This is a genomic window from Colwellia sp. F1 (genome assembly GCF_056238625.1).
Genome location: NZ_JBWDLI010000002.1, coordinates 282164 through 303703, shown reverse-complemented (window position 1 = coordinate 303703; position 21540 = coordinate 282164). Strand labels below are relative to the sequence as shown.

The 21540-nt window shown below is 37.8% G+C and carries 18 protein-coding genes; 10 read left to right on the top strand and 8 right to left on the bottom strand.

Annotation, left to right across the window (positions count from 1 at the left end):
• Positions 1–403: 403 nt before the first annotated feature.
• The 3 genes from AC0UA9_RS03025 to AC0UA9_RS03015 form a co-directional block, all read right to left on the bottom strand.
• A complete protein-coding gene (locus AC0UA9_RS03025; RefSeq protein WP_475656848.1) occupies positions 404–3310 on the bottom strand; it encodes a TonB-dependent receptor in 2907 nt (968 codons plus the stop codon).
• Positions 3311–4050: 740 nt separating this feature from the next.
• The gene (locus tag AC0UA9_RS03020; protein WP_475656845.1) at positions 4051–5601 is read right to left on the bottom strand and encodes a sulfatase family protein; all 1551 of its coding nucleotides are present in this window, start codon (positions 5599–5601) and stop codon (positions 4051–4053) included.
• A 77-nt stretch (positions 5602–5678) separates the two neighbouring features.
• Positions 5679–6626, bottom strand: a complete 948-nt coding sequence (locus AC0UA9_RS03015; protein ID WP_475656842.1) for a DUF4861 family protein — start codon at positions 6624–6626, stop codon at positions 5679–5681.
• 239 nt (positions 6627–6865) lie between these two features.
• Here AC0UA9_RS03015 and kduD point away from each other — a divergent pair, with 239 nt between their 5' ends.
• Genes kduD through AC0UA9_RS02990 form a run of 5 tightly spaced genes read left to right on the top strand, consistent with a single transcriptional unit; the run spans position 6866 to position 11334 of the window.
• Positions 6866–7642 carry a 2-dehydro-3-deoxy-D-gluconate 5-dehydrogenase KduD gene (gene kduD, locus AC0UA9_RS03010; protein WP_475656840.1) on the top strand — a complete coding sequence of 259 codons (777 nt, stop codon included), beginning with the start codon at positions 6866–6868 and terminating at the stop codon, positions 7640–7642.
• Between the two features lie 38 nt (positions 7643–7680).
• Positions 7681–8523 (top strand): 5-dehydro-4-deoxy-D-glucuronate isomerase, encoded by an 843-nt coding sequence (gene kduI / locus AC0UA9_RS03005; RefSeq protein WP_475656839.1) that lies wholly within the window; start codon positions 7681–7683, stop codon positions 8521–8523.
• A 28-nt stretch (positions 8524–8551) separates the two neighbouring features.
• A complete protein-coding gene (locus AC0UA9_RS03000; protein ID WP_475656837.1) occupies positions 8552–9550 on the top strand; it encodes a TRAP transporter substrate-binding protein in 999 nt (332 codons plus the stop codon).
• A complete protein-coding gene (locus AC0UA9_RS02995) occupies positions 9543–10046 on the top strand; it encodes a TRAP transporter small permease (protein WP_475656834.1) in 504 nt (167 codons plus the stop codon). The genes AC0UA9_RS03000 and AC0UA9_RS02995 overlap by 8 nt, the downstream gene beginning before the upstream one ends.
• Entirely contained in the window at positions 10036–11334 is a 1299-nt protein-coding gene (locus tag AC0UA9_RS02990; RefSeq protein WP_475656830.1) for a TRAP transporter large permease, read from the top strand. Before AC0UA9_RS02995 ends, AC0UA9_RS02990 begins: the two co-directional genes overlap by 11 nt.
• A gap of 225 nt (positions 11335–11559) precedes the next feature.
• Here AC0UA9_RS02990 and AC0UA9_RS02985 read toward each other — a convergent pair whose 3' ends face one another.
• Complete coding sequence (locus AC0UA9_RS02985; protein ID WP_475656826.1) at positions 11560–12309, bottom strand: FadR/GntR family transcriptional regulator; 750 nt, start codon at positions 12307–12309, stop codon at positions 11560–11562.
• A gap of 441 nt (positions 12310–12750) precedes the next feature.
• Between AC0UA9_RS02985 and AC0UA9_RS02980 the strand changes: the two genes are divergently transcribed.
• Positions 12751–12927 (top strand): hypothetical protein, encoded by a 177-nt coding sequence (locus tag AC0UA9_RS02980; RefSeq protein WP_475656823.1) that lies wholly within the window; start codon positions 12751–12753, stop codon positions 12925–12927.
• A gap of 138 nt (positions 12928–13065) precedes the next feature.
• Positions 13066–14013 carry a hypothetical protein gene (locus AC0UA9_RS02975; RefSeq protein WP_475656820.1) on the top strand — a complete coding sequence of 316 codons (948 nt, stop codon included), beginning with the start codon at positions 13066–13068 and terminating at the stop codon, positions 14011–14013.
• 159 nt (positions 14014–14172) lie between these two features.
• Here the strand turns inward: AC0UA9_RS02975 and AC0UA9_RS02970 are convergent, their stop codons facing one another.
• The 4 genes from AC0UA9_RS02970 to aroQ all read right to left on the bottom strand — a co-directional run bounded on the left by AC0UA9_RS02970 (position 14173) and on the right by aroQ (position 16825).
• Entirely contained in the window at positions 14173–14337 is a 165-nt protein-coding gene (locus AC0UA9_RS02970) for an oxidoreductase-like domain-containing protein (protein WP_475656817.1), read from the bottom strand.
• Between the two features lie 112 nt (positions 14338–14449).
• The gene (gene accC / locus AC0UA9_RS02965) at positions 14450–15796 is read right to left on the bottom strand and encodes an acetyl-CoA carboxylase biotin carboxylase subunit (protein WP_475656814.1); all 1347 of its coding nucleotides are present in this window, start codon (positions 15794–15796) and stop codon (positions 14450–14452) included.
• Between the two features lie 23 nt (positions 15797–15819).
• Positions 15820–16263, bottom strand: a complete 444-nt coding sequence (accB, locus tag AC0UA9_RS02960) for an acetyl-CoA carboxylase biotin carboxyl carrier protein (RefSeq protein ID WP_475656811.1) — start codon at positions 16261–16263, stop codon at positions 15820–15822.
• Between the two features lie 103 nt (positions 16264–16366).
• A complete protein-coding gene (gene aroQ / locus AC0UA9_RS02955; RefSeq protein ID WP_475656807.1) occupies positions 16367–16825 on the bottom strand; it encodes a type II 3-dehydroquinate dehydratase in 459 nt (152 codons plus the stop codon).
• A 635-nt stretch (positions 16826–17460) separates the two neighbouring features.
• On the opposite strand from aroQ, the gene AC0UA9_RS02950 reads away from it, so the two are divergent.
• The 3 genes from AC0UA9_RS02950 to AC0UA9_RS02940 are packed head-to-tail and all read left to right on the top strand — an operon-like array spanning position 17461 to position 21409.
• Positions 17461–17745 carry a hypothetical protein gene (locus AC0UA9_RS02950; RefSeq protein WP_475656803.1) on the top strand — a complete coding sequence of 95 codons (285 nt, stop codon included), beginning with the start codon at positions 17461–17463 and terminating at the stop codon, positions 17743–17745.
• Positions 17723–18949: a hypothetical protein gene (locus tag AC0UA9_RS02945; protein WP_475656801.1), complete on the top strand. Its 1227-nt coding sequence runs from the start codon at positions 17723–17725 to the stop codon at positions 18947–18949. Before AC0UA9_RS02950 ends, AC0UA9_RS02945 begins: the two co-directional genes overlap by 23 nt.
• 15 nt (positions 18950–18964) lie before the next feature.
• Positions 18965–21409, top strand: a complete 2445-nt coding sequence (locus AC0UA9_RS02940) for a putative bifunctional diguanylate cyclase/phosphodiesterase (RefSeq protein WP_475656799.1) — start codon at positions 18965–18967, stop codon at positions 21407–21409.
• Positions 21410–21540 lie beyond the last annotated feature (131 nt).

Sequence of the window (21540 nt, the reverse complement as noted above, 5' to 3'; positions counted from 1 at the left end):
AATAAGGTTGGATAATTGCGTGAGGAGCATTCTTATTCTTTTGGGTCTTACTACTGAAATTACGCTTAAACTACTTTAGCTGATATTAAACGAGCATCATACACTGACTCTGTCGCGCTTTGTTTCCAGAAGTTCAACATTTCAACCCACACGCCTAAACTATAATTAAAATAACTTTTGCAGTGACAAGCCAAAAAAGAAGTTCATTCGAAGGGTTCTTTATCATCAAATGACGTGGTAATGACTTATTACCTTATGCTTTTAGGCATTGGCGAGTCTAATTACTTTCAAAGCAAGCGCACAAAAAAGGCCAGGAGCAAAGCTACTGGCCTTTAATAAAAACGTCAACGCATGGTAAAGCGAGACATAGTCAACTCCTATGAAAGGAGGAGTAAGTATTCAATTAAAATTTAGCGCGAATACCTAATGAATAACGAGTACCTGTGTCAGTAATACTTAAAATATTAGTTGGACGTTCATAATATGCTAATGGGTCTTCATCAAATAAATTAACAACTGCTGCAACCAAAGACACTTTCTTGGTAAGTCGGTAGCTTGCTGAGGCATCAACTTGACCATAATCATCAATTGATTGGCTATGCGATCTAACACAGTCACGACATTTTGTGTAACCTTCGCGCCAGTTGTAAGCAATACGAAGTTGTAAAGGCCCATTTTCATAAAAACCAATAACGTTGTATGAGCTATCAGATAAACCATACATAGTTACTTTTGAGTCACTCTCTGCATCTGCAGCACCAGTAGTATCTAATATAGTGTAGTTAGCTTGAATACCAAAACCATTATCAAAGTTATGTAATATCGCAAGTTCTAAACCATTAACTTTGGCTGATGCAACATTAACAGGAGATGATGTTGTGAACTCTCTATCAACGTTTTGAATGGTATCGAATAGCGTTGTTTGGTAACTTTCAGTGGTGATCCAATCCGTTAAGCTTTTTCTAAAATAAGTGCCGCCAATGTAGCTTTCAGGGGCGTAGTACCATTCTAGTGCTAAGTCAATATTAGCAGAGCTAAATGGCTTTAAATCAGTGTTTTTAGCTTGTATTTCACCTTCAAAACCCTGCTCTTCACTAAAAGAAGGCACTTTAAATGTTTGAGCAGCGGTTAAATCAGATAGCTTTGGTCTACTAAGTGATTGAGAGTAAGCAAAACGTGCGACTAAATCATCATTGATGTCATATTTTACATTTAGACTGGGTAATAGTTTTGAATAACTGCCTTTTGACAGTCTTGTTTCACCCGTAGCAATTTGAAGGCTTAATGTCTCTGTGCCTGCTGTAATTGTATCTGTTCCAACAAATACTTGACCAGCCGAGATAGAGGAAGTATCAGTAGTAACATAGCGTAAACCAAGGTTGGCACTCCAAGAGTCTCCCATTAAATTAGCCTCAACATATGCAGCCATTGTCTCTTCATTTACTTGCCACTTTCTATCTGCTCTTGCATCCGCTGCCTTGTTATAAAGCCCAAAATTACCGTCTGTTGGTGCAGAAGCAAAGTAACCTTGAATCTTTTCAATTCTAGCGGCTACTGCAGCATCTGCTGCTGCTTGAGCATCTTCTAAACTCGCATATTTAGGGTCACCATTTTCAAAGTTATGGATAATCTGATCCCCAATAAAAGATGCACTTGCTAATGCTTCTGGGCTGTTAAAATAATCAAATATACCTGCAGCATCAAAATCAGGCCATGTATGGACAAAGCCGCCTTGGTCATGATCACTTAGAAACTTTATTGATGTGTTATTCAGTAAAGATTCAGGTATTGGGAAGCCACTAAAAGCTTTAGCTGCTTCGGTCCAACGCGATTGATAAAGCGCGGTATTCTTTTGTCTATCTGAGTAGTAAACACCTGTTCTAACTGATGTTAAATAACCCATATCTTCAACTTGCCATTCCGTATCAATACGAGCTTCAGTAATGTCGTCTTTACTTGATGGAGAAAAGTAATATAAATTGCCAGCGGTGTAGTTTTTTAAACTAGTGTCAAAAGCCGAATCACTTGACCATTTAAATGAATCACCCGTTCTTTCGAAACTAGTGTCCACTTCGCTAAAGGCTGACAATGATACAAGGGGATTGTCTTTAGATTCAGCAACAGCCTTTGAGCTTTGTACATCAAATACAACAGTAAAATTGTCGGTTAGATCCCAATCAAGGTTAAAACCAACCATGGTGGTTTCACTATTACGATTTCTACCATTGGTATTAATTGAATTTTTTTGACCCGCTGTTTGTTTTACTCCATCTATCCAAATCTCTCTAACACCTGGAGAAGGTATGGCACTGCCAGGACGCGTAAAAGAGGTAACGCTTCCAAACTCATCCCATTCTGCGTTAAAAAGATCATTTTTACCAAAATAATTACTTAACACCTTATTATTTTTATTATCTTCTAGCTTAGAATATAGAACATCGGCCGATAGCAATATATTATCAGTGGCTTGCCATTGAGCAACTAAAGTTCCGCCAATACGTTCTCGATCTGATCTTTGTAATACTTGCTTCGCCCCCATCGGTCTAAGGTAACTTTCTGTTGTTTTCGAGTCCTTAGTACTACCGGTATATACAGGGGTATTTGCATAACCATCAACTACAGCTTTATCAAAACGAGCATCGCGCTGTTGGTAAGCAAACGATGCTAGAAGACCAAAATCATTATCAAAGTTTTGACTAATTAAGGCTGAAACAAAAGGGTTAGTACTTTCTGCGAGTGTGTCATAAACACCTTTTGCTGATGCTGCGGCTTTAAAACCGTCATAGTTAAGTGGCTTAGCTGTTTTAACATTAACAGTGCCGCCTAAACCACCTTCAAGCGTGTCTGCCTTTAATGTTTTATATACATCTGCACCAGTGATTAGCTCAGAGGCAATTAAGTCAAATGAAAAGCCGCGTTGACTGTTGTCTGCTGGCATAGTACGGCCATTAAATAAAACGTTGTTAAATGCTGGTCCAAAACCACGAATAGATATTTGCTGCCCCTCGCCAGACTCGTCACGGTCAATGGTAACCCCTGTAATACGCTGCAGTGATTCAGCTACGTTTTGATCAGGAAATTTACCGATATCTTCAGCTGAAATCCCATCCATAACATTTGCTGCTGCACGCTTGTCAAATAGTGACCGGACCAAACTACCTCTGATACCAGTGACTGTAATGACTTCAGTTTCCTTTATTTTTTGTTCAGTTGTTTCTTCAGCAAGTGTTACCAAGCTTGTACTGGCTATTGCAAGACCCATTAAGTGCATGGATATAGTTTTACTGATTAGTGAACGTTTATGTAACATGAGTAATCCCCGATATAATTATAATATTCTTTCTAGGGTGTAAGTCGTAAAAGCAAATATATTACAACTCTTATTGTGTTATTTAATATCAAAGAAAAATATAATTTGATATTAAATAGAGCTGCTTCCAACTCGGTACAAGTAGAACAACGTAATGATTTAAGCGCACCCTTATCACTTGTATGATAACCATACTATCATGTTAACATACAAGCAAGTATTTTGTTTTAATTTGAAAAAATAAAATAAAATACCATTTTAAAACAATGGTTTAATTGGATATTTCGAGGTTAATTTAAATGTATGTTTCTTTCAGTTAACGAAGTGATGGCGCCGAAAAATTGTTGTACTAATTGAATTTACGTTAAAAACAAGTAGATTAGCGCTTCAGTATAAAAATTGAAATGAATAGGGTTACGACTTTAAAAAACGGTTCAATTGTTAAGGCGCTTTGCGCTTATTATTATGCAATTGTGGATCATTTCTTTTAGGTGTGGTGTGCATTAGCTTGCTCCTATTTGAACCTGAAGAAGGTATAATTGTCTAGATAACGCAAATATTAGAGGAATTTACCGCACGCTTACGTTTATTTTAAGTGCTCTATCTATATTAATCTCGTAGACATAGTTGAGATTATTGTGTTGATATTTTACATATATTTATATGTTGGGATAAATTCGCACATTCGAAGCTAACCAACAGAGTATAAAAGGCTCTTTAGGTTAGCTTCTTTAATGTAATCACATTATCTTTTCAGATATTGCTATTTTATAGGCTCGTTTCATTTCTTGCGTTTTAACGGGGTATTTATCAGCCAAGTTTTTTGTTTGGCCTGGATCTTTAACCAAATCATATAACTGGTAACATGAGCAATAGCCGGTTTCTATATCTTCTTTGGCCAGTTTCTCATCACCCCAATAAGCAGGTATAAATAACCAATTACCTTCTCTGTAAGCGGTTTTTCCACCTAGGGCTTGCACTACCAATTCCTTGCGACCCTGAGTTGATTGGCCTAATAAGACATCGAGGTGATCTTGGCTGTCAGAAGGAGCAATTTTTTGCCCTGTTAACTTAGCAAATGATGCCAGAAAATCATGTTGAGATATTAGTGCGTTAGATACTCCAGGTTTAATTCTATCAGGCCAACTAACGAGAAACGGAATATGAGTGCCGCCATCGAATAAGCTATATTTCCCCCCACGGAATTTACCTGATGGTGTATGTGCTCCCAGTTTTTCTACTGCTTGATCATTATACCCATCATCAAGTACAGCCCCATTGTCAGATGAAAAAATAACGATTGTATTTTTAGCTAAATTTTCTTTTTTAAGTGTTTTGAGAAACTCTCCAATGGCCCAGTCAGCTTCTAAAATAGCATCACCTCTAGCGCCTAAACCCGATTTGCCAACAAAGCGCTGATTCGGAACACGTGGTACATGAGGTTGATGCAAAGTATAAAAGAGGAAAAATGGCTTGTTTTTGTTTTTTATAACAAAAGATTGCGCTTCTTCAAGAAATAAATCAGACATCTCTTCATCAATCCATTGGGCGCTTTTACCACCTTTTTGCCAGCCGATGCGAGAGATACCATTATTTATACTGTGGAAGTGACCGTTACTAAAACTCATTTTGGTCATTAGTTCTGGGTTGTCTAAGCCGGTAGGTTCACCCTTAAAGTTTTCTTTATAACTGACATAAAGAGGATCGTTTTCTTGCAAACCAACAACATTACCATTTTTAACATACACGTTAGGGACCCTATCGTTTGTCGCCGCCATAATATATGAATAGTCAAAGCCCACCACATTAGGATTAAGCTTTATATGTTGATTCCAATCTACCTGGCCACTACCAAGCCCTAAATGCCATTTACCTATAACAGCAGTAGTATAACCCGATTTTTTTAACATTTTAGGTAGTGTTTGTTGTTTAGGGGCAATAAGTAAAGGCGCATCCCCAGGCAAAATTTTTGCACCTTTTCGCCAAGGGTACTGTCCTGTCAATATAGAGTATCTACTTGGCGTGCACGTAGCGGCAGTGGCGTAACCATTATCAAAACGGATCCCTTGTGTGGCGATACTATCAATATTCGGCGTTGATATTTTGCCAACACCGTATGCACTTACATCACCTATACCTAAATCGTCGGTATAAATAATGACAATATTAGGCTTGTTAATTTCTGTGTTTGCTAGAGTACTCGCAACACCATAAAATGGAATTAAGCTTGCCCCCACTAGTATAAAAGCGAATCGGGTAAGCTGCTTTTTAAATAAAAAATAAATGTTCATATTTGTATGATCCTCTAAATTTTGATCACCAGTATAAATAAATGTTAGCTTGACACTGAATTAGTCAGGTTCAACATTTACTGAGACAGCGTATAATTGTTTAAGTATTGTTGCCATTGGGTTTCGGTAGTGATTTTTTCGGCGCGCTCCCAACCGTAACCTGCAGCATAATTAAGCTTACCTTGTTCATCGGTATGAGAAATTAACCAAACATGACTGTGGTCTTTGAGCGGTGAAGGGCGGTGAATAATTTCATCAACTTGTTCTGGCGCCACTACAACACCCGTTCCTAAATAGTAACCTTTTAACTTTTCCCAGGCGGATATCCAACCTGACTCTTTATTAAAACTGGCTTTTGCAGCTTCATCATGAGTCGTTAAACCAATGGCAATACTAAGATTTTTTGCTGGCTGCCCATTAAGTAAAAACTGTGATGTTACTTCAAATAATTGTGAGCCTAGTGCAAGACTAATTTGTTTTGTTTCAGAAACCTCACCTAATTTTGTTTGCCAGTGATAGTCTAATTCAAAAATGACTTTTTCTGGGTTGTTATCAATGATTCGCCAAGCATTAAAGGTGCTTGAAGGATAAGGAGTGCCATCTATCCAGATAGCCGTGCCGCCTGCGCCTCGTGAGATACCAGTGTGATAAGGGTCATGTCCTTCTCCCCAGTCTGTATGATAACTCACTTTTTTTTCGTAATTATTATACCAATTATCAATAATGGAATAGTCGACACGTTTAAGCCAAGTATCTACACCACTCGCTGCCTTTGTTGGCGTTGCTAATGAAGACGGGCCATAAACTCTAAATGCGACTAGATCATTTTCCCAAGCAAAATCATCTTCACGTATCGGAACAAACTTAGCGTATGCTTTCACTTGCTGTAACTCTTTAGGCTGCAAGTTACTCTCACTAGCGGCTATTTGCTCATTTATTGACGCTTGCTGGACAGAGCAACCCACAGTGGTTAGTAAACATGCTGTGGTGAGTAGCAATGTAGTTATTTTAAGTTTACATTTCATTATGATCTTTACCTTTAGTTGAATAGCGTTAAAGAAACCATGTTCATATGTTATTGGTTTGCTTTGTTCAAATAATGCTTTTGTCAAGTTATCATGTTATAAGACAACGCACAATAACAGATTGCTACCTCTAAGGGTATTAATAGACGGAACTGAGATTAAACTTTTTATAAAATCACTTGTATGATAACATGAGGACTGATATCTTTTGTGTAAGCATTTAAACATTGGAAACTATTATGACATTAGAAACACATCAAAATTTATTTTCGCTAAAAGGCAAAACAGCCTTAGTTACGGGTGCGAGTCGAGGTTTAGGCCAAGCAATAGCTATTGGATTAGCTGGTGCTGGCGCAACGGTTATCTGTAGCAGCTCTAAAGTTGACGGAACAAAGAAAACGGAGCAAATCATTAAAGCTAATGGTGGCGAAGTGTTTTCCGTTAACGCAGATCTATCTAAGCCTGACGAGGTTCGTTCCATGGTTGATAAAGCGTTTTCATTGACAGGTAATATCGACGCTTTGGTTAATAACGGTGGCACTATTTCTAGATTTCCAGCGCATGAGTACCCATTAGATGAATGGCAAAATGTTATTGATGTAAATCTAAATTCAGTCTTTTTAACTTGCCAACTCGTTGGTAGTAAAATGTTAGAAAAACAGCAGGGTAAAATCATTAACATAGCGTCAATGCTTTCTTTCACTGGTGGTATTACAGTGCCAGCATATACAGCAAGTAAGCATGGTGTAGTTGGTATTACCAAAGCATTAGCAAATGAATGGGCAGCTAAAAATGTGCAAGTTAATGCGATAGCGCCTGGTTATTTTCGTACTGACAATACGCAAGCGTTACAAGATGATGTCAACCGCAATCAAGAGATTGAAAAACGAATTCCTGCGGGACAATGGGGCGAACCAGAGCAATTGGTTGGCGCAGTTACATTCTTAGCAAGCCATGCAAGTGATTATGTTAACGGTCACGTGTTAGCTGTTGATGGTGGTTGGTTGGCGCGTTAATCCATTTAATTTTTATTATTTCAAGTAGAGAAAGTATTATGACTTTAGAATATGAAACCCGATATGCGGTTAGTCACAACGAAGCAAAAAGTTTTGACACACAAAAAATAAGAGACGCGTTTTTAGTTGATGATTTATTTCAAACAGACAAAATTAAATTAGTCTACACACATTATGACAGATTTATTGTCGGTGGAGCTGTACCAGGTAATAAAACGCTAAGTTTAGATAGTATTGACCCACTAAAAGCTAAATACTTTTTAGATCGACGTGAGCTAGGTATTATTAATATAGGCTCAACAGGAATCGTATGTGTTGATGGCGAAGAATATATTTTAGAAAATAAAGAAGCGTTATATGTAGGCTCGGGCAATAAATCGGTGAGTTTTACTAGTAAGTGCGCTACTGAAACTGCAAAATTCTATCTAAATTCAGCGCCCGCTCATGCCGCTTATCCGACAAAAAAAGTGAACCAAGAAAATGCCAATACTTTAGAGCTTGGTTCGTTAGAAACATCAAACGAGCGTACTATATATCAGTTAATTATTAATGGTATTGTAGACACCTGTCAGCTGCAAATGGGGTTAACTTGTTTAAAACCTGGTAGTGTTTGGAATACAATGCCTGTACATCAACATGATCGAAGAATGGAAGCTTACCTTTATTTCGATTTAGCACCAGAACAAGCAATTAGCCATTTTATGGGCGAACCAAGTGAAACTCGCCATATTTGGACATCTAATGAACAAGTGGTTGTCTCACCTTCATGGTCTATCCATAGTGGTGCCGGCACCGCTAATTACTCTTTTATTTGGGGAATGGCGGGTGAAAATTTAGATTATGATGATATGGATAAATACGGTCCTACAGAATTAAAATAATCATTCATAAACCTTTCAGGGGAAGAGTATGCTGTCTGCTACTATTAAATTGTTATGTTTGTTAAGTTTTTTATTATTAATAGGTTGCTCTGAGCAGAGTAATAATAAAGTGCTTAGAGTTAGCCATAACCTTAATGTTGACCATTCCGTACATAGGTCAATTGACTTTATGGCTGAGCGTTTAGCGCATTATTCAAATGGTACGCTGACAGTAAAAATTTACCCTAATAGCCAGCTTGGCTCAGAAAGAGCAATGGTTGAGCTATTACAAATTGGTAGCTTAGCCATGGCTAAAGTTTCAGCCGCTGCGCTGGAGGGGTTCGTGCCTGAAATGAAGGTTTTTAGCGTTCCTTATATTTTTCGTAGCAGATCACATCGTTGGCAGGTTTTACAAGGTGAGGTTGGGCAACAGATCTTAGCGTCAACAAAAAAAGCCCATATATTGGGGTTAGGTTATTTTGATGCTGGCAGTCGTAGCTTTTATACTTGTGACAGCATGGTGAAGTCTCCTGCGGATCTTATTGGTAAAAAAATACGTGTCATGAAAAGCCAAACAGCGGTGAGAATGGTAAGGGCTTTGGGTGGTTCGGCCACGCCAATATCATCGGGAGAAATATATGCTGCATTGCAACAAGGTGTGGTAGATGGCGCTGAAAATAACCCTCCAACATTTTATTTATCTCGTCATTATGAAATTTGTCCTAACTACTCGCTCAATGAGCATACTTCAGTACCTGATGTTGTGGTAGTGAGTCAGCATATCTTCAATTCATTATCTGAAAATGAGAAGCTCTGGTTAGAAAAAGCGATGGCAGAAGCGGTTGAGTTTCAAAAGTCATTGTGGCTCAATGCTGAAAATGAAGCCTTGACCGCGATGAAAAAAGCAGGTGTTGAAATTATAGCACCAGATAAAGCGTCATTTATGAAAGCGGTAATACCGTTCCATACTTCCTATCAAGGGACAGTGGTTGGCGATTATATCAATCGTATTAAGGCGGTGGAGTCAGAGGTGAAAAAAGATGAATAAGTTTGTGACCCTTTTAGATCGAGTATTATCTACTTGTCTAATTTCTTTTATGTTAATTATTGTATTAACCGTAACTTGGCAGGTACTTGCACGATATATTTTTCACGCATCTAGCCCAGGCTCTGAAGAGTTGGCCCGATTCTTACTTATTTGGATTGGTTTGCTAGGCTCGGTCTATTGTTATCGGACACAAATGCATTTAGGGTTAGACATTGTCATTAAAAAAATGTCCTTGAAACGTCAAAATTATACCAAGTTACTATCCCATACATTAGTATTCTGTTTTGCTTTAAGTGTGCTAGTGCTGGGTGGAAGTAACCTTGTACATTTAACATTTAATCCTGTACAAACATCTGCAGCACTGAATGTCGAAATGGGGTATGTTTATGGCATCTTACCTTTGTCGGGTGTGTTATTTTGCTTTTACGCAAGCATAGAGATATATAACCTACTGTTAAACACTCGTAACGAAGAGGTAATGACTAATGGAAATTAGTGGTTTAATGCTGATAGTTGTGTTTTTTATATTACTGATTTTAAATGTGCCTATCTCATTTAGTATTGGTCTAGCTACTTTAGTTACTATGCTATTTAGTATTGATTTTCTACCAGCAGTAACAACCATAGCGCAGCGCATGGTTGGTGGATTAAATACTTTTGCCTTATTAGCTATTCCCTTTTTTATTCTTTCTGGCTTAATTATGGGGCAAGGAGGAGTTGCTAAACGTTTGATTGAATGCGCTATGGCGTTGATCGGAATGCTGCCCGGTGGTTTAGCGCTAGTTAACGTGTTGTCATGCACTTTATTTGGAGGGATTTCAGGTTCAGCGGTTGCGGCAACCAGTGCGATTGGTAGTTTTATGATTCCAGAAATGGAAAAAAAAGGTTATAACAGAAACTTTGCCGCCGCTGTTACCGCGACTGCCGCAACCACTGGTATGATTATTCCTCCGAGTAATATCTTAATTATTTATGCAATTGCCAGTGGTGGTGTGTCTATTTCTGCACTTTTTGTGGCGGGGTACTTACCAGGGCTATTAGTTGCTGGGTTACTCATGCTGGTGTGCGCCATTTATTCTATACACCAGGGATACCCTAGAGGAGCAACTTTACCGCTAAAACTTGTGCTTAATAAAGTTGTCGCTGCGTTACCGAGTTTATTTTTATTGGTGATAGTTATAGGTGGCATTATCAGTGGTATTTTTACCGCTACTGAAGCAGGGGCTATCGCAGTAATTTATTCACTCTTTCTTGCTACAATTGTTTATAAAGAAGTGAACTTTGGTGACCTACCTAATTTGTTTCTAAAAGCAGGGGGGATAACGGCTATAGTAATGTTTTTAATAGCAACATCTTCAGCCATGTCTTGGATATTATCCTATGAAGATGTTCCACAAACTATTAGTAACTTACTGTTAAGTATTAGCGAAAACCCGTTAATGGTTTTATTACTTATTAATCTAACCTTAATTTTAGTTGGTGCTTTTATGGATATGACGCCAGCGGTCCTTATATTTACACCCATCTTTTTGCCTGTGGCTGAAAGTATCGGTATGTCACCTATACACTTTGGAATTATGATGGTGCTCAATTTATCCATAGGGCTTTGCTCTCCGCCCGTTGGTGCAGTGCTTTTCGTAAGTTGCTCAGTTGCGAAAACGAGTATAGAAAAAATAATAAGACCAATGCTACCACTTTATTTTGCAATGTTCTTTGCGCTTATGTTGGTGACTTATATACCAGCCATTAGTGAATTTTTACCAAAACTCTTTGGCTTAATGTAAGCCTTTAGTTAGGGATGCTTAAGTGGTTATCATGGTAATCACTTAAGTTTATAACGATAAGCTATAGTTGGCTCACTAAAAACCTTCACCATCATACTGATTAAAGGGGGACTAATTCTTTTATTACTTTATTAAACAAAAGAAAAAACTTCATAACATTAATTTTTAGTTAGTGTTATGAAGTTTTTATTGGGTGAGCTAGCGCCATGCACTCATTTAATTTGGCTACAAGTTGATGGCCTGTTTATAGCTTTCAACGATTTTAATATGACGACTACGGCTATTGCCAAGGTGAGTGCGTGTTGCTGCTCTTGCCGCTACGTAGTCTTTTAATTCAATGGCTTCTGCTATTTTTCTATGCTCATCTTGAATTAAATGTAAATAATCTTTCGCGTCTATAGATTTTTCATAGTTAGTGATGATATCTCTTGCTGGAATGACACCTTCACCAATGTACTTAATAAAGCGTGAGAAGTAGGGATTGCCTGTTGCGTCAGCAATTGATAGATGAAAAGCAAGATCTTCTTTTACTGCATCGTTACCGCTAGCTATTTGTTTATCGAACGCTGCTACACATTCCCAAATAGTTGCCATCTGTTGTTCTGTGCGGTTTTGCGCTGCCATTGAAGCCATTTCTAACTCTACAGCAATTCTAAGCTCAAGAATTTTAACCGCATCTTCGATTGAATTAAATTCATTATCGTCAATTGCAAACGAATGCTTTATGGTATTTTTAGCAACAAAGATACCAACACCTTGTCTGCTAACTATCAGGCCTTCTGCTTTTAATGCTGCCATTGCCTCTCGAACAACGCTTCGACTAACTCCTGCTTGCTCTTCAATATCTTTAGCAGCAGGGAGCTTAGTGCCAGGCTCAAGGTTCCCTTCTAATATTTTATTGCGAAGAGACTCAATCAAGTCATTCGCAAGACTGCGAGAGCCTTGTATTAGGTTAATATTAAATGGTTTATTCATACCAATTCTCCATTCCTGTTAGGATGTTATATGCTTACCATTTTACAGTAAATTTATAATAAATATATCAATTAAGCGGGTATTATTGAAAAATTATTACTTTAATGTTATTTGGTTACAATGGCTGTCTAATGATACCACTGTATATTATATACTCCGTTTTATTACGATAATTAGCAAAAAAAATGCACCTATAAAATAGGTGCATAAAACATGAAATATTAAGGGAATAACATTACTGTTTAATAAGAGCGTACTTTTTTAATAAAGTTCAATTTATTTTACAATAAACGTTAAATATTGTTTATTGGGATAATAGAGACTAATTAACTTAACAGTTAAGCTAATTCAACCAGTGGTATCACTGGTTGCCTTTGAAGTTTTATAATGAGTGCTTTATTATCCGTCAGAAAAATACATCAATTTATTTAAGGATTAATAATGGTAGAGAAAACCATTCAATTTGTGTTCGAAAAGCATAATAAGAATAGTGTTCGATATAAAGAAGTCCCGGAAAATGTTATGCCGCCAGTTTTAGGCTCTATTTATGTACAAAAATGGTTTGCAGGAGCAAATAAACACATTGAAATGACCATTAAAACAAAGGATGAGAGCTGAATTATTGCGTTTATACAAACACGCACTAGTCAACAACCAGCAACCAACAGCCTTGAATGTCGATAACATAGTGTTTACTATTTAACGTAAGTGCATTGTTATCGTGCTCACTTAAAATTTATTATTAGGGGCAAATACATGATCGGAATTATTCTGTTTTCAGTCGTATTACTTTACTTTATCTATCGTGGCTACTGCTTAGGTTTGGGCTTGGTATTGGCTCGGTTAGTGAGTTTGATAAGCGCTTACATACTGACCTTAAGTGTTGCTACAAACGGTGCTGCACTATTAAGTGAGCACACTGCACTTAAAGGGCTAGCTGCTTATTTTGTCGCAGGATTTGCTATATTTGTTCTTAGTTGGATTTTAATTTCAATCATCTTACAAATTTTGCTTCATATTCTTGGTAAATTAACAGCAGGAAAGTCAGAATTACCCACCCTTGGGGCAATTACTAATGGGTTAATAGGGGCTGTTGTGGGGCTAGCCTTGGTTTGGTTCGCTAATATAGCTGCTACCGCATTGAATAATGGTGAACTACCCGCCAATAATCTCATTAATAAGCTGTCACAACAAATGATGGGGGGAACTATTGATACTGTATTAGCACAGCAGTTTCCACAGGCACCGCAGTTAGTAGGGGTGGCTGCTTATGCTTTAAAAAACCCAGCGCGTGGTATACAAGATGGTATCTTTCTCGCTAATGACGCCGACGTTAAAACCTTAGTTAACAGTAAAAAAATTAAGCGTATGGTACAACAAAAAGATGTACTAGGCTTAATGACCGCGAGTGAAATTAATGCCGTGCTTGATAAAGAAACAGTACAGCGAATATTGGCCGAAACCCATGTACTAGGTGATGTTGATGTTACTGACAAAACAGCGGTTAAAATGCGGTTAACTGAAGAAATTATGACTACACTCGTACGTGTTGAGGCAGTAAAACATAACCCTCGTTTTAAGCAATTAACACGTGACCCAGAGCTTTCACGTATGTTTAATAATGGTGACGTTATTGGTTTAATGTCGAGCCCTAAAGTGCAAGAGATAGCACAAATAATAATGGACTCGGGCATTATAAAGTAACGATACCTAAACAAGTAATTACCGTTAATAGGGAAGCGTAAACAAATGCTATGAGCATAAAGGTTTTCTGTTTAACTCATAAGCTTGTTTTAAGCTCGCTAATGAAGCGCTAAGCAGGGAATAAATTTAATGAAATTGTGGTTGTTGTGCTAATTACGCTCAAGGTTGCTTATGCTTTTGCTGCTCTTCTTTTAATTTAGCTTGCGCAATACGCCATTTTTGTAATTCAGCATAATAGTGATCCCAAACACAGGGGTTACAAGCACCACCGCCACAGCAGTCATCATCTTCAGGAGGGGTAGGTTTCTTTATGGGGTTTGTCATTTGGCTGCTCACTGTGGTTATTGCCCCTAGTTTACCTTAAATTGTAGTGAAAAAAAAAGTGCTAACGGTGTAACACTTTTTTTGAATGCAATTAACGTATCAATCTGGAGTTTTAACCAAACTCAGAAAGTCTTTGTTCTAAGTAGTGAATATTAGCACCACCATTAACAAAGCCTTGATCATTTAATATGTCTTGGTGTAAAGAGATATTGGTTTTTATACCATCGATAACAAGCTCTGATAATGCATTACGCATACGTGCAATGGCTACATCGCGGTTATCGCCCCATGTAATTAGTTTACCAATCATAGAGTCATAATGAGGGGGTACTGTGTAGTCGGCATAAATATGTGAATCCCAACGAACACCTAAGCCGCCCGGCGGATGAAAACGCGTAATTTTACCTGGAGAAGGAATAAAAGTACGTGGATCTTCAGCATTAATACGACATTCAATTGAATGGCCTGAAATTTTAATATCTTCTTGAGTAAAAGATAACGGTTGACCTGCAGCAACACGGAGTTGCTCTTTAATTAAATCAATACCAGTGATCATTTCAGTGATTGGGTGTTCTACTTGAATACGTGTATTCATTTCAATGAAGTAGAATTCACCGTTTTCATACAGAAACTCAAAAGTCCCTGCACCGCGGTAATTAATTTCAATACATGCATTACAACACCGCTCACCAATTTTGGCACGCATTTCAGGTGTAATGCCTGGTGCTGGAGCTTCTTCAACCACTTTTTGGTGGCGACGTTGCATTGAACAATCACGCTCACCTAAGTGCACTGCTGTTCCTTTACCATCGGCAATAACTTGTATTTCAACGTGGCGAGGGTTTTCAAGGAATTTCTCCATGTAAACCATATCGTTTTTAAAAATAGTGCCAGCTTCATTTTTGGTTAAAGCAATAGCATCTATTAAATCTTCTTCGTTGCGAACAACACGCATACCACGGCCACCGCCACCGCCAGCAGCTTTAACAATAACAGGATAGCCAATACGTTTAGCATGGGCTTTATTGGTTGCTTCATCGTCGTCTAATGGACCATCAGAGCCCGGCACGCAAGGAACACCAGCGACTTTCATCGCTTTAATTGCAGCAACTTTATCGCCCATAATACGGATACTTTCTGCTTTTGGACCAATAAAAGCAAAACCCGATTTTTCAACTTGCTCAGCAAAATCAGCATTTTCAGCTAAAAATCCATAACCTGGGTGAATAGCGACAGCATTGGTTATTTCTGCTGCAGTGATAATTGCAGGAATGTTAAGGTAACTATCGGGAGCAGGCGCTTTACCAATGCAAATAGTTTCATCGGCTAATAACACGTGCTTTAAGTTTTTATCAGCAGCGGAATACACAGCCACAGTTTTGATACCGAGCTCTTTACAAGCTCTAAGTATTCTTAAGGCAATTTCGCCACGGTTGGCGATAACAACTTTATCTAACATGGAATGACCCTTTTTGGTTGGGCTTATTCAATGATGAATAGCGGTTGATCAAATTCAATAGCATCTTCATTGCGTGCTAATATTTCTTTGATAACACCTGATTTATCAGCTTCAATTTGATTCATCATTTTCATTGCTTCAATAATACATAGAGTATCACCGGCATTTACATGCTGACCAACTTCAGTAAAAGCAGGAGAGTCAGGAGAAGCTGAAGCGTAAAACGTACCTACCATAGGAGAACGCACAACATGACCAGTTAATGCCGGTGCAGCTTCAGGTGCTGGCGTTGCAACAGCTGGGGCAGGGGCAGGGGCTGCAGCAGGAGCTGCTTGTATTGCCGGTGCAGCTACTGCTGAAACACCGCGGCTAATACGTACAGACTCTTCACCTTCAGATATTTCTAACTCATTAATACCTGACTCTTCAACTAGCTCGATTAGTTTTTTGATCTTACGAATATCCATTATATTACCTTGTTTCTAATGTACTTTAATTAATGTGGGGTTAGTGTTAATAACCAACTGTAATGCTTTGATTGTTACAGGGCTTAACTATAGTTTATAACAACTATTTTATTTTGTTTTTCTTCAGCCAAGCCTCAGCAGACTGTAATGCGTAGCTGTATCCATTTGCACCTAAGCCACAAATGACGCCAGTAGCAATATCAGAAAGAAAAGAATGATGCCTAAATTTTTCCCTTGCATGAACATTCGATAAATGCACTTCAATAAAAGGAATAGCTACTGACAATAACGCATCACGTAGCGCAACACTGGTATGGGTAAAAGCAGCGGGATTAATAATAATAAAGTCTACTTTTTTATAAGCCTGATGTATTGCATCTATCAGTGAGTGCTCAGCATTAGATTGTAGGTGAGAAATTTCAATACCTTTCTCTTGGCCTTGTATTGTCAATGCCGCTATGATTTCATTTAATGTTTGTGCGCCATACACTTCAGGCTCACGCTTACCTAACATATTTAAATTAGGGCCATTTAACACTAAAACTGCAAACTTAGTACTCATCTTCGGTAAAAATATCTTTAAATTGTGAATAATTATAATAATTACACAAAATAATAATATTGTGAATAAAAAACTGTTTTTTTTATTATTGGCGATTATTATAGTGTTTTCGCAGAATATAACAGCAAAATACTGGTCTAATCTCTTAATTAGCAAAAAACTGTCTTTTTTTTCATTGTTGGCTACACTGAGTTAGGCAAACTATAAATTTTAACGGGCTGTTTTTAAAGTAATTTAATTATATAGGGCAAGTATTGTGGTAAGCTATTGCTTGAAGTATATTTCAAAAGCTTAATAAGGGTATTGCATAGATTATAGCGTACTTTGCCGGTAGTTAATTACACTGTTTAATTAACAGTCTATAAAAACATGAAATAACCAACGGGCTAACTGTGATTTTAACTCGTTATTGTAGGAATTAAGCTATTTACTTTATTGTCGGTAACTGCTTTACCAAGATTATTTAGACTTACTGCTGAGTGTAAAAGGACTGACTTATCAAAAAACTTTACTCTTTGTGCTTATTAGTATTTTTAGGGTTTATAACGTCAACGTCTTATGCTGTTGAGGTTATATCACATCCGTCTGTTAAAGAACTTAATTTAACCACGTCACAATTGCGTAGTATTTATACTATGCGCAGAATAACTTGGGCAGAAGGAAAGCGAATTACCGTTTTTACTCTACCTCGTCAACATGAGCTTCATTTACGTTTTAGTAAGGAGCGTTTGCAAATGTTTCCTTACCAGCTTGATCGTATTTGGAATAAGTTAACTTACTCTGGTTTAGGTGTTGCGCCTATTATAGTGGATACACAAAAAGATCTTCTCGACGCCGTTAGTAGGACACCAGGTGCAATTGGCTATCTTGATAGTGCTCAAGACATGGAGGGTGTCTATGTTATTCAAATTAAAAATTAAAATGGTAATAATGCCGATGAAAACACTGTTGTTGGGGCTATTAGTAATTTTCGGCTTGTTGGTAGTGACTGCTGAGTCTGCGGAACAAAATTTCCAATACCATGGTTTTGTTGCTCAAGGTGTTATCAATGTGGACGACAGTAACTTTGTTAACGATGATGGCTCATTGTCACCTAAATTAACCGAGGTAGGTCTTAACGGCTCTTATCAGTTAAATGATAACTTGAGACTTGCTGGGCAAGCTGTTTATTTAAATGGTGGCAACAGATACGCAGAAGGCTTTCGTGTTGATTATGCCTTAGTAGACTGGACAGCGTATGAAAGCTCGCATTGGAAAGCGAATGTTTATTTAGGTCGTTTTAAAAATAATCATTGGCTCTACTCTAGCACCCGAGATATCCCGTTCGCTCGCCCTAGTATTATAATACCTCAATCAGTTTATTATGATGGTTTTCGAGATATAGCTGTAGGCTCGGATGGTGGTGCAGTAAAAATTAGCCACAGCAATGACGACTGGGGTAACTTTGATGTTAACGTAAGTTTTGGCACATCAAGAATATCTAATAAACAAAAAGAAATCGTATTAAGTAAGATAGCACAGGGCTCGCTCAAACAAGGTAATGATTTACAGCTTAGTTTTTATTGGCAGCCTGCGTTTTCACCGTGGCGATTTGGTGCCTCTTACTTAGATTCAGTGTTTAATTATCGGGCTAATAAAACGGCAGACTCATTTTTTGATGGCGACTTCTCTTTTAAATTCTATACCATGAATGCCTTATACGAGGGTGAAAGTTGGGAGTTTAGTGGTGAGCTTTATCAAGAGAGCTTTAAAACTGAGGGCTTTTATCAGCCTTTGCACAATAAAAAACCCATCGGGCAAGGCGCCTATGTGCAATCGCAGTTTAAAGTTAACCGTGAGCTAACGTTATTGGCACGTTATGAAATGTATTATAATGATAAGAATGACAAAAATGGTACCAGGCTAGCACAAGAGTCTGGTGGTACTATACCAGCATACTTTGGTTACCATCGAAATACCACGCTAGGGGTATCGTATGATTTTTCAAGTAACCTACGTTTAAGGTTAGAGTACCACTGGTTTCAGGGGGGGGCTAGGCTTACCCCTGTTGTTTTACCAAACCCCAGTATAAATAACAGTGAGAAATGGCATTTGTGGGCCATGCAATTAATGTATTGGTTTTGATAAGGAGGTTAACCAATGACTAAAAGATTTATTAGCGTGCCTACAAAACTGCTGATATCTATCATTTCAACGTTATTGATATTGGCGGTAGGCTTCTCAGCTTTATCTTTATCTCGATTACAAGCCGACTACAAAGAGTTTCATAAAAGCACTTTGGCACAAGGGCAGACTCAGTTTGCCTTACACAACGATATTCTCCGCTCTAAAATAAATGTTTGGCTTGAGTCCTTTTCTGAAATCACAAAGTTTTCACAACAAACAGACTTTACCGTTTTTGTAAAGCAACTTGAGAGCCAGTTTGATGGTTTACAGCTTACTTTAAATATTGAGGGTATTTGGCTCGTTAACTCAAACAAAGAGTTACTTTTTGAAACTTCAACTATGCCTTATGCAGTGCAAGAAAATGTTGAACAAGTACTAAAATTACAACAACCTAATCATCAGATATTATGCCAACAGCAATGTCAGCTTTTGCTGAGTGTACCGCTATTAAATAACCATGGAGATGTACTGGTTATTACCATGACAGCTAGCCTTGTTGATATGCTTTATGCGATTAACACTTCTTTAAATAGTGAAGTGGCAGTGGCAAGCTTTTCTTTGCAGCCTGATAAAACAGGTTATAACGACATACAACTTATCTCAGCATCAAATAAAAAACTAACCCAGTCACTTATTGATGTTAATAAAGAAAGAGATCTTGATAAAATAATCGAAAATGGGTTGCAACTTAAGTTATTTGAACAGAGCTATCTCGTCAACTTATTACCACTAGCGAGCAATAGCCAAAGAAGGTTTTATTTATTGCTTATTGATGATGTTAGCCCTTTTGCAGAAAAAAATACGCAATATCGATATCAATTTCTCCTTTCACTCACGGGTATATTCTTAATACTTGGCCTGTTTCTTTATGGTGTGGCTCGGCCATTTACTCAGCGGTTATTACGGTTGTCGGGCGCTCTTCCGTTGCTGGCTAATAAAAAGTTTGACCAGTTCAGGGAGGTTAAATTAAAAAGGCCCATTTTGTTTTCAGATGAGTTAGACGTGTTAACTGATTCAGCGTTAGAGCTAAGCTATGAATTAGAGCAATTGAATTTTGAAGTAGAACAAAAAACAAAAGAATTAGAAAACATAGCAATGTATGATCTGCTTACCGGCTTACCTAATCGAAACATGTTAAATTATCAACTGCGTAAATCACTTGCCAATATTGAACGCTACCCCAGCGGTGTGGCAGTTTTGTTTTTAGACCTCGATGACTTTAAAAAGGTCAATGACAGCAATGGGCACACAGAAGGGGATAAGTTACTTATTCAAGCAGCCGAGCGTGTTCGTTTAAGTGTAGGTAAAGTAGATTTAGCCTGTCGTTTTGGTGGTGATGAATTTGTGGTGGTGTTAACTGGTCTGACATCGGTAAATGATGCGGTTGATGTTGCAGACAAGCTGCTGTTACAGTTTAAAGAGCCGATAAAGCTTGGCTCAAGTATATTTTATGTTTCTACGAGTATTGGTATTTCTTATACTGAATCGAGTGACGAAAAAGCAGAAAACTTAATTTCACATGCTGACATTGCTATGTATGAAGCAAAAGATAATGGCGGTAGCCAGCTGCATGTATATCACCAAGAAATGTATCAACGAGTTGCCCATAGAGTAATGCTTGAGAGTGAAGTGCGACAAGCTTTGGCTAAAAACCAGTTTAGTTTAAGCTTGCAGCCTCAACTACGTGCTAAAGACAACAAAGTGCATGGTTTTGAGGCACTACTGCGCTGGGAACATCCTGAGCGAGGCATGGTTTCACCAGAAGACTTTATCCCTATTTTAGAAAACTCACAGCACATGATTGAATTAGGGTATTGGATAATTCATCGTTGTTTTGAATTGGCTATAATGTTTAAAGAACAAGGGCTAACCGATGTAAAAATTGCTATAAATTTATCAGCAGGTCAGTTTGTTGATACGAATTTACCCACGTATATGCAAAGTTTATTAGATCAATTTTCATTATCAGCAGATAACTTTGAATTAGAGTTAACAGAGCAAACGCTAGTGAAAGATATTGATCACACCATCACCATGATGGATAGTTTAAAAGCAATGGGTTTTAGCTTTTCTATTGATGACTTTGGCACAGGGTACTCTTCATTGGCATACATTAAAAAAATGCCAATTGATGTTATTAAAATAGATAAAAGCTTTATTTTTGGTATGTTAGAAAACCATGCTGACTACCAAATAATTATGTCGACGATTGTTATGGTGAAAAACTTAGGGCTAACGGTTGTTGCTGAAGGCGTGGAAACTGCGGCACAATTACGGAGTTTGACTGAAAATAATTGTGATTTAATTCAAGGTTACTATTTCTCAAAGCCAGTACCCGAGGTTGAATTAATTGATTTTATTCAAAATTCTACAGCTAACGGCTACTGGAAAACAAAAGTAGAAACAAGGCTTAGGTAGGTGATTACTTTAGGCTGATTAACCAAAGCCTTGGTGCGTGTAGATCTTACCACCTACCAGTATTTACATTGATAGGTGGTACAATCATTGAAACTTGCAAAAAGCCTATGCCTTATGCTATTTCGTTAATA